General features: G+C 70.7%; 13 protein-coding genes. 8 read left to right on the top strand and 5 right to left on the bottom strand.

Annotated elements, in window-relative coordinates; translation table 11 throughout:
* On the top strand, positions 1-318 hold a 318-nt coding region (locus GUY59_RS30330; RefSeq protein WP_161714774.1), incomplete at its 5' end, for a PucR family transcriptional regulator.
* Positions 319-348: 30 nt separating this feature from the next.
* On the opposite strand, the gene GUY59_RS30325 is transcribed toward GUY59_RS30330, so the two are convergent.
* Positions 349-975, bottom strand: coding sequence for a TetR/AcrR family transcriptional regulator (locus tag GUY59_RS30325; protein ID WP_138203447.1), 627 nt, complete (start codon positions 973-975; stop codon positions 349-351).
* A 290-nt stretch (positions 976-1,265) separates the two neighbouring features.
* Here GUY59_RS30325 and GUY59_RS30320 point away from each other — a divergent pair, with 290 nt between their 5' ends.
* Both GUY59_RS30320 and GUY59_RS30315 read left to right on the top strand, forming a co-directional pair.
* Positions 1,266-2,693 carry an aldehyde dehydrogenase family protein gene (locus GUY59_RS30320; protein ID WP_132340592.1) on the top strand — a complete coding sequence of 476 codons (1,428 nt, stop codon included), beginning with the start codon at positions 1,266-1,268 and terminating at the stop codon, positions 2,691-2,693.
* Positions 2,694-2,766: 73 nt separating this feature from the next.
* Positions 2,767-3,294 carry a GNAT family N-acetyltransferase gene (locus GUY59_RS30315; RefSeq protein WP_138203445.1) on the top strand — a complete coding sequence of 176 codons (528 nt, stop codon included), beginning with the start codon at positions 2,767-2,769 and terminating at the stop codon, positions 3,292-3,294.
* Between the two features lie 16 nt (positions 3,295-3,310).
* Here the strand turns inward: GUY59_RS30315 and GUY59_RS30310 are convergent, their stop codons facing one another.
* Together GUY59_RS30310 and GUY59_RS30305 are read right to left on the bottom strand one after the other, a co-directional pair.
* Positions 3,311-4,417, bottom strand: coding sequence for a trypsin-like serine peptidase (locus tag GUY59_RS30310; RefSeq protein ID WP_171055485.1), 1,107 nt, complete (start codon positions 4,415-4,417; stop codon positions 3,311-3,313).
* 55 nt (positions 4,418-4,472) lie between these two features.
* Positions 4,473-5,474, bottom strand: coding sequence for a trypsin-like serine peptidase (locus tag GUY59_RS30305; protein ID WP_138203443.1), 1,002 nt, complete (start codon positions 5,472-5,474; stop codon positions 4,473-4,475).
* Between the two features lie 196 nt (positions 5,475-5,670).
* On the opposite strand from GUY59_RS30305, the gene dxr reads away from it, so the two are divergent.
* The 5 genes from dxr to GUY59_RS47750 all read left to right on the top strand — a co-directional run bounded on the left by dxr (position 5,671) and on the right by GUY59_RS47750 (position 11,030).
* The gene (gene dxr / locus GUY59_RS30300; RefSeq protein WP_138203441.1) at positions 5,671-6,861 is read left to right on the top strand and encodes a 1-deoxy-D-xylulose-5-phosphate reductoisomerase; all 1,191 of its coding nucleotides are present in this window, start codon (positions 5,671-5,673) and stop codon (positions 6,859-6,861) included.
* Positions 6,862-6,899: 38 nt separating this feature from the next.
* Positions 6,900-8,063, top strand: coding sequence for a flavodoxin-dependent (E)-4-hydroxy-3-methylbut-2-enyl-diphosphate synthase (gene ispG / locus GUY59_RS30295; RefSeq protein ID WP_138203440.1), 1,164 nt, complete (start codon positions 6,900-6,902; stop codon positions 8,061-8,063).
* A 184-nt stretch (positions 8,064-8,247) separates the two neighbouring features.
* Complete coding sequence (locus GUY59_RS30290) at positions 8,248-9,852, top strand: alpha/beta hydrolase (protein ID WP_171055484.1); 1,605 nt, start codon at positions 8,248-8,250, stop codon at positions 9,850-9,852.
* A gap of 72 nt (positions 9,853-9,924) precedes the next feature.
* A complete protein-coding gene (locus GUY59_RS30285; protein WP_138203457.1) occupies positions 9,925-10,767 on the top strand; it encodes a GNAT family N-acetyltransferase in 843 nt (280 codons plus the stop codon).
* Positions 10,768-10,793: 26 nt separating this feature from the next.
* Entirely contained in the window at positions 10,794-11,030 is a 237-nt protein-coding gene (locus GUY59_RS47750) for a hypothetical protein (protein WP_201761522.1), read from the top strand.
* An 8-nt stretch (positions 11,031-11,038) separates the two neighbouring features.
* On the opposite strand, the gene GUY59_RS30275 is transcribed toward GUY59_RS47750, so the two are convergent.
* Positions 11,039-11,416 (bottom strand): DUF3037 domain-containing protein, encoded by a 378-nt coding sequence (locus tag GUY59_RS30275; RefSeq protein WP_171055483.1) that lies wholly within the window; start codon positions 11,414-11,416, stop codon positions 11,039-11,041.
* Positions 11,413-12,234 carry a HipA family kinase gene (locus GUY59_RS30270; protein ID WP_138203437.1) on the bottom strand — a complete coding sequence of 274 codons (822 nt, stop codon included), beginning with the start codon at positions 12,232-12,234 and terminating at the stop codon, positions 11,413-11,415. The genes GUY59_RS30275 and GUY59_RS30270 overlap by 4 nt, the downstream gene beginning before the upstream one ends.
* Positions 12,235-12,239: the final 5 nt, after the last annotated feature.

The raw sequence follows: 12,239 nt of genomic DNA, 5'->3' as shown, positions 1-12,239 counted from the left end.
AGGGGGCGGGTGGTGCGGTTCGCCGAGCTGGCAGGGCAGGGTGTGCTCGGGCTGCTCGATCAGGCGGACGCCCAGGCATTCTCGGCCGCGCTGCTGGCTCCCCTCGCCGGGTACGGTTCCCGGGCCGGACTCGTGGAGTCCCTGCGCGCGTACCTGGAGAGCAACGGCCACTGGGACGCGGCGGCGCAGCGGCTCGGCGTACACCGGCACACGCTGCGCTACCGCATGAAACGGGTGGCCGAACTGCTCGGCCGCGACCTCGACGATCCGGGCGTCCGCGCCGAGCTGTGGTTCGCCCTTGAGGCGGCCCGCCGCTGACCGGTCGGCGGCGGGCCGCGCAACCCTTCGTCAGGCCTGCTTGTCGACCTGGTAACAGCAGATGGTGGCCATGGTGACCGCCTCGAACGTGCGCCCGTCGCGCAGGTGCCCGGCACGCTCCAAACTGATCGCGCCCTGGGCCGCCGCCCACAGCGCGTCCGCGATCTTGCGGGGCTGGGTCGGGACCAGGTAGCCGGCGGAGATGCAGTCGGCGATCACGCGGTCGAGGATGTTGAGTGCGGCGCGGGCGAGGGTTCTCGCGCGCTCGCTGGGTTCGAAACCGGGGATCGCCCGCTCGAACATGAGGCTGTAGTAGCCGGGCTCGGACAGGCACGCCTGACGGTAGGCGGGTGCGAGCGCGGTCAGGTGCTCGAACGGGCTGCGCCGCTGCGGCACCGACTCCAGGTAGCGGCGGAAGCGCTCGAACCCCTCCAGATAAAGCGCTTCCGCCAGGCCCTCCCGGTTGCCGAACATCGTGTAGATGACGGTCGTCGTGCACCCTGCCTCCGCGGCGATCCTGCGCATGGTGAGGCTGTCGGGGCCGTCTGATTCGAGGAGGTTGACGGCCACGTCGAGGAGGTAGGAGCGGAGTTCGTCGTGGCTGGCGCGCTCTCCCTTGAGGTAGGCGCCCTGGAGCCCGAGCGGCGCCGAGATCATGAGACCTCCTCAGCGGCCAAGGAGCTATGCGTCCTTGTGACCTCACGGTGTTCGGTCACGGGGCCCACGCCTTTCTGATCGAGGGCCCACCACGCTGGAGACCCGCATCCGATGACTTAGCCAGAGCGACGATCGCTCAAACCACTCCGCATGGTAAACATCCCGAATTGGGTCTAGTTCCGTTACATCATGGGTATACAACAGGGCTTGTACTTAACGGTGAGGTCTCGTGGGAGTCTTGTGCACCGTGGTGTAACCCCCGAACGTCCGCTTCGCATAACGTCAGGACTATGGACGTGCGTACCTTCTGGCTGGCCGGCCGCCCAGCGACCGGGGACTCCGAGCTCACCGTCACCAACCCCCACGACGGCCGCGAGGTCGGCCGCCATTCCGTGCCCACGGACGCGCAGGTCGAGGAGGCCGTCGCGGCGGCGCACGCGGTCGCCGAGCAGGCCGCCGCGCTGCCCGTGCACGCGCGGGCCGAGGCGCTGGCCCACGTCTCGCGGCGCATCGAGGAGCGGGCCGACGAGATCGCCCGGCTGATCACCGCAGAGAACGGCAAGCCGATCTTCTGGGCGCGCGGCGAGGTGACGCGGGCCGTCGCCACGTTCCGCTTCGCCGCCGAGGAAACCCGCCGCTGGTCCGGCGAGGCGCAGCGGCTCGACACCGAGCCGGCCGCGGCCGGGCGCCTGGCGTACGTGTCGCGCGTCCCGTACGGGCCCGTGCTGGCGATCACCCCGTTCAACTTCCCGCTCAATCTCGTCGCGCACAAGGTCGCCCCGGCCATCGCCGTCGGCGCCCCCGTCGTCGTCAAGCCCGCCCCCGCCACGCCGCTGTCGTCGCTGCTGCTGGGCGAGATCCTGGCCGAAACCGACCTGCCCGCCGGCATGTTCTCGGTGCTGCCGGTGCCGAACGAGCGCGCCGCCGGCCTGGTGCAGGACCCGAGGTTGCCCGTGGTGTCGTTCACCGGCTCCGCGCCCGTCGGCTACGCCATCGCCGACCAGGTGCCGCGCAAGCACGTCACGCTGGAACTGGGCGGCAACGCGGCGGCCGTCGTGCTGGCCGACGCCGACCTCGACTGGGCCGCCCAGCGCATCGCCCTCTACTCCAACTACCAGGGCGGACAGAGCTGCATCGCCGTGCAGCGGGTGATCGTCGAGCAGCCGGTCTACGACGCCTTCGTCGAGCGGCTGGTCCCGGCCGTCAAGGGGCTCGTCACCGGCGACCCCGCCGACGAGAAGACCCAGGTGGGCCCGCTCGTCTCGGAGGCCGCCGCGGAACGGGTGGAGCAGTGGGTCGGCGAGGCCGTCGCCGCGGGCGCCGAGGTGCTCGCGGGTGGCATCCGCGAGGGCACGTCCTACGCCCCTACGGTGCTGGCGGGCGTGCCCCACGACGCCAAGGTCGTCCGTGAGGAGGTCTTCGGGCCGGTCATGATCCTTCAGCCCGCCGCGTCGGTCGACGAGGCCTACGCGATGGTCAACGACTCGAAGTACGGCCTGCAGGCCGGGGTGTTCACGCGGTCGCTGGACGCCGCCTTCCGGGCCAACCGGGAGCTGAAGGTGGGCGGCGTGATCGTCGGTGACGTGCCGTCGTACCGGGCCGACCAGATGCCGTACGGCGGGGTCAAGGACTCGGGCGTCGGACGCGAGGGGCTGCGCGCGGCGATGACCGACTACACCTACGAGAAGGTCATGGTGCTGACCGGGCTGACACTCTGAGGACGCGGGAAAAGCCGTTGCTCCGCCTGTCGGCGCCCTGGTAGACGTGGCCTGTCTACTTATCGGAGATCTCATGCTGACCGGAGACCGCGTGCGCCTGCGCGCCCTCGAACCAGCCGACAGTGAACCTCTGTGGCGGTGGTATCACGATCCGGAGGTGGGGCGGTGGATGAACGGCTCGCCGCCCATCTCCCTCGCCCAGAACATGGAGAAGGGCGCCAACCGCCCGCGCAACACCTTCGAGCAGATGACGCTGGGCGTCGAGACGCTCGACGGCGGGCGGCTGATCGGCTACGTCGTGCTCGGCGAGACCGACTTCGTCCATGGCGAGGCCACTCTGGAGAGCATCGCCATCGGCGACCCCGATCACCGGGGAGGCGGCTACGCGACGGACGCGCTGCGCGTGATCTGCAAGTACGCCTTCGAGGAGATGGGTCTGCACCGGGTGACGCTCTGGGTGGTGGCCGACAACACGGCGGCCGTGCGGACGTACACCAGGGTCGGGTTCGTCGAGGAGGGCCGACGGCGTGAGGCGTTCCGCACCAAGGGGAAGCGGCACGACTTCCTCATGATGGGCCTGCTGGAGTCGGAACTGAAGTGACCGTCCCCTCGGGTGGTCAGGCGCGTCCCGCCATGGTGTAGAGGGCCTTGGCGGCGTCGCCGAGGTAGGGGCCGTACATCGTGCGCTGGTCGTCGCTGTACTTGAAGCTGCTCAGCGACGTGATCGTGCCCTTGCCGGTGCCCGGGTCGAATGTGGTCATCCACGGGCCGCCGCTGGAGCCCGCCGTCATGGCGCAGCCCAGGCCCTGGTCGCGGGTCTGCTTGTGCGGGTCGTTCCGCAGCCGTCCCGCGCAGTAGACCAGGTGGCTGCCGTTGTACGGCGGGTCGGCGGGATAGCCGAAGCCGAACGCCTGGCCGCCGCGCGGCGCGTTGAAGGCGATCTCCTGGGTGCCGACCACGTCGGCCACGTGCCTGCCGCGTGAGGTGGCCAGGGCGACCATGCCGATGTCGTAGTTGTCGTCGCCGCTGCGCGACCACGGGCCGGCGACGAACATGCGGCGGGCGGTGTACTGCCCGAACGGCGCCTTCCCGCCGGACCTGTAGCCCGGGACGAACGTCCAGTTCGCCGCCCACTCGCCGGCGCCGTCCTTGACGCAGTGACCTGCGGTGACCACGAGGTCCTTGTTGGCGCTCCTGACCGTGCTGGCCGAGCAGACGAAGTCCGCGCCGGCCACGGTGAGGAACACGCGGCCCGTCGTCCTGGCGACGAGGCCGCCCGCACCCCAGCGGGAGCCGACTGTGGCGGCGCTCGGCGCGGCGGCCGCGTGGTGGCGAGGCTCGGCCGGTTCCGCCGCGCGGCCGGGCCCGCCCGGCAGGCCGGGGAGCGCGCGCCCGCCGGTCAGATCGCCCAGCAGGCCCTTGCCGCTCGTGGCTAGGCCGAGCAGTTCGATCGGCAGGGCCCTGGCCATGCGCTGCGGCGTCCAGTAGTCGAGCACCCGCTGCTGGTCGGCCGGTGTGCGCGCGGCCACGTGCTCGACGATCCCCGCCTGCCGGACGACCCGCCGGACGACCCGCTCGTCCATGGAGGCGGGCCCGCTGCCCGGGACAGACGCGGTGACGGGGCGTTCGGCCTGCTGCGGTGCCGGTGCCGCGCCGAGGAGCGCGGAGCCGATCAGCCCCGCGAGGAGCGGGGCCCTCGCGAGCATGGGGGTGCTCAGGGTCATGCTCCCTGAGTCTGCACCACGACATGTGTTCTTGTGACTACTTTCGGTGAGTTGCTCAGACGGCGTTAGTGTTTTGTGCCGCTTGGTAGACAGCCTGAGCCTCGTTTCCGAAATAAGGGCCGAACATCCAGTTCGGGGCGAAGTTGTACTTGAAGCTGTTCACCGAATTCTGCGTGCCGAGACCGGTCGACTCGTTGAAGTTCAGCATCCACGGGCCACCGCTCGAACCGCCGGTCATGTTGCAGGTCAGGCCGTGGTCCTTCGACAGCGCGACGTCGTCGAAGGCGCGGCCGCTGCAGTGGATGAGCTTCGACCCGTCGTACGGCGCCGCCGCCGGGTAGCCGAAGGCGTACATCTGCTGCCGTCTGGGCTGGTTGAACGCCACGCCCTGGCCGCCCACGACGTCCACCAGCGTCTTGCCCTCCAGCGGCGCGATCACCGCGGCGGCGATGTCGAAGTTGATGTCCTCGCGGGCGTTCCACTGCGGCGTGGTCAGCAGCCGGGTGGCGGCCCAGGTGCCGAAGGGGCGCCTGCCGTTGTCGTAGCCGGGCACGAACACCCAGTTGGTGTGGAAGGCGCCGCCCATCTTCACGCAGTGGCCCGCGGTCAGCACCACGCTCTTGTTCGCGCTGGTCACGGCCGAGCCCGAGCATGAGGCGTTGCGCCCCTGCGTGGTGAAGAAGACCCGGCCCGTGGTCTTCACGACGGCGCCGCCCTTCGTCCAGGGCGTGCCCGACGACCTCGCCGCCTGCAACGCGGCGCGGCTCTTCGAGGCGCCGCTGGGCGGGGCGGTCCACGGGGTGCCTTCGGCGGGCTGCGCCATGGCCTTCTTCGCCCCGGCCTTGGGTCCGGGCGCGTCCAGCGGCGGGGCGGCCTCCATGCGCCGCTCCGTCCAGTACGTCAGGACCTGGCGCCGCTCGGACGCCGAATCCGCCGCCGCCTTCTGCGCGGGCTCAGGACGCACCTGTACGCCGGCCTGCGCCCCGCTCACCGGGAGCAGGGCGGCGCTTCCCGCGGCGAGGGCCAGGACGGAAATCAGAGCAACTTTGCGGTGCATTACGTACCTCCCGAAATCGAACGTGAGCTTGGAAGGTAGCGGCATCAATATCCAGATTTCTCAGGGTTTGCGCGATCCGATATGGCGATATTCCGGCACGAATCAACTGAGTTATCTCCCGTCACATAAGTCAGGTACTTTGCGGCTGATCGGGGCCTCGTGCCCGAGTACGCCACGCAGCGGGGACAATGGACGGGTGCATGAACAGACCCTCCGCTCCGTCGTCGTGCTCGGCTCCACCGGCTCGATCGGCACGCAGGCACTCGACGTCATCGCCGCCGACCCGGGCGGCTTCACGGTCTCCGGGCTGGCGGCGGGGGGTGGCAAGGTCGACCTGCTGGCCAGGCAATCGGCTGAGTTCGGCGTCGAGGCGGTGGCGGTGGCCGACGCCTCGGCCGTGCCGGCGTTGAAGGAGGCGCTGGCCGCGCACGGCGCGCACCCCACGGTCCTCGCGGGCCACGAAGGCGTCGCCGAGGTGGCGGCGTGGCCGTGCGACACCGTGCTCAACGGCATCACCGGCGCGCTCGGCCTGACCTCCACTCTGGTCGCCCTGGAGTCCGGCAGGACGCTCGCGTTGGCCAACAAGGAGTCCCTCATCATCGGCGGGCCCCTGGTCAAGCGACTGGCCAAGCCGGGGCAGATCCTGCCGGTCGACTCCGAGCACTCGGCGCTGCAGCAGTGCCTGTGGGCGGCGGGGCCCGACGGCTACGACCCCGCGGAGGTCAAGCAGCTCGTGGTCACTGCCAGCGGCGGGCCGTTCCGGGGCATGAAACGCGCCGAGATGGCCGACGTCACCCCCGCGATGGCGCTGGCCCACCCGACCTGGTCGATGGGGCCCGCCATCACGATCAACTCCGCCACCCTGGTCAACAAAGGGCTGGAGGTGATTGAGGCGCACCTGCTGTTCGACCTCGGCTTCGACCGCATCGAGGTCGTGGTGCACCCGCAGTCGATCATCCACTCCATGGTCGAATACGTCGACGGCTCCACCATCGCCCAGGCCAGCCCGCCCGACATGCGGCTGCCGATCGCGCTGGCGCTCGGCCACCCGCGTCGCATTCCCGGCGCGGCCCGGCCCATCGACTGGACCAAGGCGCACACCTGGACGTTCGAGCCGCTCGACGACGAGGCGTTCCCCGCCGTCGCGCTGGCCAGGCGCGTCGGCGGCGCGGGCGGCACCGCGCCGGCCGTCTACAACGCCGCCAACGAGGCCTGCCTCGACGCGTTCATGCGGGGTGGCCTGCCGTTCCTGGCCATCGTCGACACCGTCGCGCAGATCGTCGAGGAGCACGACGTCACCCCGGCCGGCTCCGTCGACGAGGTGCTGGCCGCCGACGCCTGGGCCCGCGCCCGTGCGGCCGAACTCACAACAGGGCAGTCCCGCTAACTACCTAGACTGAAAGCGTCGTCACAGTAAGGGTTGAAATGTCATCTGTAGCTCTCGGCATTCCGGCGGTGCGCCCCAAGCCGCTCGCCGAACGCCGCCACTCCCGCCAGCTCATGGTCGGCAGCGTGCCGGTGGGCGGCGACGCCCCCGTCTCGGTGCAGTCGATGACGACCACGGTGACCGCCGACGTCAACGCCACCCTGCAGCAGATCGCCGAGCTGACGGCCTCCGGCTGCCAGATCGTGCGCGTGGCGGTGCCGTCCCAGGACGACGCCGACGCGCTGCCCCTCATCGCGAGGAAGTCGCAGATCCCCGTCATCGCCGACATCCACTTCCAACCCAAATACGTGTTCGCGGCCATCGAGGCGGGCTGCGCGGCCGTGCGCGTCAACCCGGGCAACATCAAGAAGTTCGACGACAAGGTCGGTGAGATCGCCAGGGCCGCCTCCGAGCACGGCGTGCCGATCAGGATCGGCGTCAACGCCGGCTCCCTCGACCCGCGGCTGCTGCAGAAATACGGCAAGGCCACGCCCGAGGCGCTGGTGGAGTCGGCCCTGTGGGAGTGCTCGCTGTTCGAGGAGCACGGGTTCAGAGACATCAAGATCTCGGTCAAGCACAACGACCCGGTCGTGATGATCAACGCGTACCGCCTGCTGGCCGCCCAGTGCGACTACCCGCTGCACCTGGGCGTCACGGAGGCTGGGCCGGCCTTCCAGGGCACGATCAAGTCCTCCGTCGCTTTCGGCGCGCTGCTGGCCGAGGGCATCGGCGACACGATCAGGGTCTCCCTGTCCGCGCCCCCGGTCGAGGAGGTCAAGGTCGGCGCCCAGATCCTGGAGTCACTCGGGCTGCGCGAGCGCGGGCTCGAGATCGTGTCCTGCCCGTCGTGCGGGCGGGCCCAGGTCGACGTCTACACGCTGGCCGACCAGGTGCAGGCCGGGCTGGAGGGCATGAAGGTCCCACTGCGGGTGGCCGTGATGGGCTGCGTCGTCAACGGGCCGGGCGAGGCCCGCGAAGCCGACCTCGGGGTGGCCTCCGGCAACGGCAAGGGCCAGATCTTCGTCAAGGGCGAGGTCATCAAGACCGTGCCCGAGTCGCAGATCGTCGAGACCCTGATCGAGGAGGCCATGCGGCTGGCCGAGGAGATGGGCGTCGAGATCGACCTCGACGACGACACCGGCCCCCAGGTCACGGTCGGCTGACCCGCCCCTGACGCACACGGAGACCCGGGCCCGCCATCGGCCCGGGATCTCCTGCTTTCCGCGACCGGCACGTCACTCCTTGCAACAGATCCATTACATGATGGCAAGCATTTCCCCATACTCAGCGTCATGACCCGATCACCTAGGGGAGTATCGCAAGGCCTATGACATGGGAGGGGGCCGGGTGAATCGGGTAGTGAGGATCATCGCCGGAACTGCGGTGCTCGTCGCCGGGACAGTGAGCGCGGACGGGACGGCGGTGGCCGGCGCGGCGAGAAGCGCGCCGGCCGTGGTGGCCGCGGTGGCCTGGGGGCCGTGCCCGCAGGCGCCGGGGAAGCCGGCCCCGGCCGAACTGGAGTGCGCCACTGTACGCGTGCCGCTCGACTACCGCGAGCCGCGGGGACATCAGATCAAGGTGGCGATCAACCGGATCAAGGCCAAGACGTCGCGGGACGCCGACCACCTCGGCACGCTCCTGGTCAACCCGGGCGGTCCGGGCGCGTCCGGCCGCAACCTCACCTCCTACGTCGCCAGGAACCTGCCGGGCGACCTGCGCGACCGCTACGACATCGTGGGCTTCGACCCCCGCGGCGTCGGCGCGAGCGAGCCGGCGATGCGCTGCGTCGACCCCGCCGCCTACTACAAGGCGCCGCGGCCGGACGCCGTGCCGCGCGGGCGGGCCGAGGAGCGGGTGCTCCTCAGCCGGGCCGCCGCGTACGCCAACGCGTGCGGCAACCGCTGGGCCTGGCTGCTGCCGCACCTCACCACCGAGAACTCCGCCAGGGACATGGACACCATCCGTGCCGCCCTCGGCGAGCAGAAGATCAGCTACCTGGGCTACTCGTACGGCACCTACCTCGGCGCCGTCTACGCCACGCTCTTCCCGCAGCGCGTCAAGCGGCTCGTCCTGGACAGCGTCGTCGACCCGACCACGGTCTGGTACGAGTCCAACCTCAGGCAGAACGGCGCCTTCGAACGCCGCCACCGCCTTTTCCTGGGCTGGGCCGCCGAGCACAACTCCGTATACCGGCTCGGCGCCACCACCAGGCAGACGTTGTTCGCCTACTACGCGATGCGCGACCGGCTGCGCGAGCGCCCGGCCGGCGGCATCGTGGGGCCGAGCGAACTCGACGACACCTTCACCATCACGGGATACAGCGACAAGGTCTGGCCCGCGTTCGCCGCGGCCTGGTCGGCCTACGTCCGCAAGGGCGAGGTGCAGGGGCTGGTCGACCTCTACAACAAGCACGGCAAGGTCGACGCCGCGGACGAGAACAGCTACGCCGTCTACCTGGGCGTCCAGTGCCGCGACGCCCGCTGGCCGCGCGACTGGGACAAGTGGCGGGCCGACATGACCAGGTCGCACCGCAGCGCGCCGTTCCTCACCTGGCCGAACGCCTGGTACAACGCTCCCTGCGCGTTCTGGCCCGTACGCGGTGGCGAGCCGGTCAACGTGCGCGGGTCGGCGAAGCTGCCGCCGATCCTCATCCTGCAGTCCCGTGACGACGCCGCGACACCGTACCGGGGGGCGCTGACCATGCACCGTCTCTTCCCGCGCTCCCGCCTGGTGGTCGAGCAGGGCGGCAACCACGGCGTGTCGCTGGGGGGCAACCAGTGCGTGGACGGGCACCTGTCGGCGTACCTGAGTGACGGCTCGCTGCCGGCACGGGACGCCGGGTGCCGCGCGCTGCCCGAGCCGAGCGCGTCCGCCCGCATGGCCGCCGAGTCACGGGAGCGGCACGATCTGCTGGGCTCGCTCGGGCTGCTGGGGCTGCTCGGCGGACGATGACGTCAAGAATCGGTTACCGCGGGCATCGCCAGATGAGCTAATCGGTAACCCTTCGCGTAGTCTGACCGTGTGATGCTGCGTACATCGGCGTCGCGCGTGCTCGATGACAGCGACCGGGACGAAGTTCTCGCCCTGCTTGACTCCGATCCGGTCGCGAACGTCTTCGTCTCCTCCCGGGTCCGGGCCGTCGGACTCAATCCGGCGAGGCTGGGCGGGCAGATGTGGGGATTCGGGCCGCGCGGTGGCCTCGTGTCACTCTGTTACGCCGGGGCCAACATGGTGCCGGTCAACGCCGGTCCTGAGGCCGTGCACGCGTTCGCCGACCGCGCCCGCAAACAGGGGCGGCGGTGTTCGTCCATCGTGGGTCCGGCCGACGCTGTCTCCCTGCTGTGGGAGCGGCTGGAACCGCACTGGGGCCGCGCCCGCGCGATCCGCTGGGCGCAGCCGGTCATGGCGACCTCGCGCAAGCCGCTGGTGCCCGCTGATCCGCTGGTGCGCCGGGTGCGGCCCGACGAGTTCGACATCCTGCTGCCCGCGTGCGTGGCCATGTTCACCGAGGAGGTCGGGGTCTCGCCCAACCTCGGCGACGGCGGCGCCCTCTACCGGACCAGGGTGGCCGAACTCATCAGGATCGGCCGCTCCTACGCCCGCATCGAGGACGGGCGGGTGGTGTTCAAGGCGGAGATCGGCGCGGTCACGCCGCACGCCTGCCAGATCCAGGGTGTCTGGGTCGCCCCCGAGCTGCGGCAGAGGGGGCATGCCGTGGCGGGCATGGCAGCCACGGTGGAGGCGGCGCTGAACTGCTTCGCTTCCGTGGTCACGCTCTACGTCAACGACTACAACCGTTCGGCGCGCGCGGTCTATCGCAAGGTCGGCTTCCACGAGGTCGACACCTTCATGTCCGTGCTGTTCTAGCGTCCGGGGCATGATTCTCGTCATGGGTGCCACAGGTAATGCGGGTGGAGCGCTGGTGCGGACGCCGGCCGGGCGGGGGTAGGGGCGCGGGCCGGGGTCGGGCACGTGGTGTTGTTGTTGTCGGCCCGCGGGCGCTGCACGGGTTCTTCGCCCGCGGCGAGCTGGACGAGTCGGCGGTGCTGCCCACCGTCGAACAGGTCACCGGTCGGCCGCCCCGCACCTTCGGGCAATGGGCGGCGGCCAACGCGGAGGCGGCCCGCTAGAACGCCGGTCAGAGGCGTACGAGCTTGTCGAACAACCTGGCCAGCTCGGTGTCGGGGTCGGCCGTCAGGCCCGCGTGCACCGGCCCGGCCTGCACGATCGTGCTGCGCGGCGCCGTCAGCCAGCGGAACCTGGCGCCGAGCGACTCGTCCCGCAGCGGACCGGCCTCCTCTCCGCAGGCCAGCTCGTACGCGCTGAGCGCCCGCCGCACGCCGTCGACGTCGGCGCCGGGGTCGACGGCCCGCAGCCGGCCTGGGTCGAGCTCGACCCGCGCGCACAGGTAGCCGCGCGGCTGGCAGTAGAGCAGCACGCCGGCGTTGATCAGCTCGCCCCGCTCGACCCTGGGCACCACGCGGATCGCCGCGTATTCGTAGACGTCTCGCGTCACCGGCCGCCTCCCCGCCAGAACTCGCCGACGGACCCCGGCCCCTGCTGTGGCACCCTTCGTGGCGCCTGCCGCCCGGAGCTCACCAGCCAGTCGTGCGGTCCGTGCGCCCGCCTGAGCAGGTGGTCGGCATACGCCTCGCGTACGGCGCCGGCCGAGCCGAACCCGGGCTCCCCGTCGAGCCACTCGCCGGGCACCAGCGCCGTCACGGTCTCCAGCAGCTCGGGGGTGATCCTGGCGGCCAGCTCTGTGCCCGCCCCCGCCACGTCGTGGGCGAACGGCGCGAGCACGTGGTCGCCGGCGTCGAACGGCCGCCGATGGTCGGCCGTCCGCCAGTTGTGGTGGAACCAGAGCGCCGCGCCGTGGTCGATCAGCCAGGTGTCGCCGTGCCAGACCAGCAGGTTGGGGTTGCGCCAGCTCCGGTCGATGTTGTGGATGAGGCCGTCGAACCACACCACCCTCGACGCGAACGCCGGGTCGGCCGCCCAGGCCAGTGGGTCGAACCCGAGCGCGCCCGGCAGGAAGTCGATCGCCAGGTTGAGGCCGGTGCTGGCTTTGAGTAGGTCCTGCACCTCTTCGTCCGGCTCCCTGACGCCGAGTTGGGGGTCGAGGTCGAGGAGTTTCAGCTCGGGGGTGCGCAGATCCAGCCGGCGGCCCAGCTCGGCCGCGACGATTTCGGCGACGAGCACCCGCCGGCCCTGGCCCGCCTCCCGAAATTTCACAACGTATGTGCCCAAGTCGTCGGCCTCGACGACGCCCGGCAGCGAGCCTCCCTCACGCAACGGGGTCACGTAGCGGGTGGCCGCGATCCTTTCCAGCACGAGAC

It is taken from the genome of Nonomuraea sp. K271, from assembly GCF_009908215.1.
GTDB classification, from domain to species: Bacteria; Actinomycetota; Actinomycetes; order Streptosporangiales; family Streptosporangiaceae; genus Nonomuraea; species Nonomuraea longispora.
Note: the sequence above shows the minus strand (reverse complement) of the source record. Positions and strands in the feature narration are given on the sequence as shown.

What these genes read in the sequence shown, in the direction of transcription:
- GUY59_RS30325 (WP_138203447.1), bottom strand. Translation starts at nt 975, where the DNA reads ATGATCTCGGCGCCGCTCGGGCTCCAGGGCGCCTACCTCAAGGGAGAG.
- GUY59_RS30320 (WP_132340592.1), top strand. Translation starts at nt 1,266, where the DNA reads ATGGACGTGCGTACCTTCTGGCTGGCCGGCCGCCCAGCGACCGGGGAC.
- GUY59_RS30315 (WP_138203445.1), top strand. Translation starts at nt 2,767, where the DNA reads ATGCTGACCGGAGACCGCGTGCGCCTGCGCGCCCTCGAACCAGCCGAC.
- GUY59_RS30310 (WP_171055485.1), bottom strand. Translation starts at nt 4,417, where the DNA reads ATGACCCTGAGCACCCCCATGCTCGCGAGGGCCCCGCTCCTCGCGGGG.
- GUY59_RS30305 (WP_138203443.1), bottom strand. Translation starts at nt 5,474, where the DNA reads ATGCACCGCAAAGTTGCTCTGATTTCCGTCCTGGCCCTCGCCGCGGGA.
- ispG (WP_138203440.1), top strand. Translation starts at nt 6,900, where the DNA reads ATGTCATCTGTAGCTCTCGGCATTCCGGCGGTGCGCCCCAAGCCGCTC.
- GUY59_RS30285 (WP_138203457.1), top strand. Translation starts at nt 9,925, where the DNA reads ATGCTGCGTACATCGGCGTCGCGCGTGCTCGATGACAGCGACCGGGAC.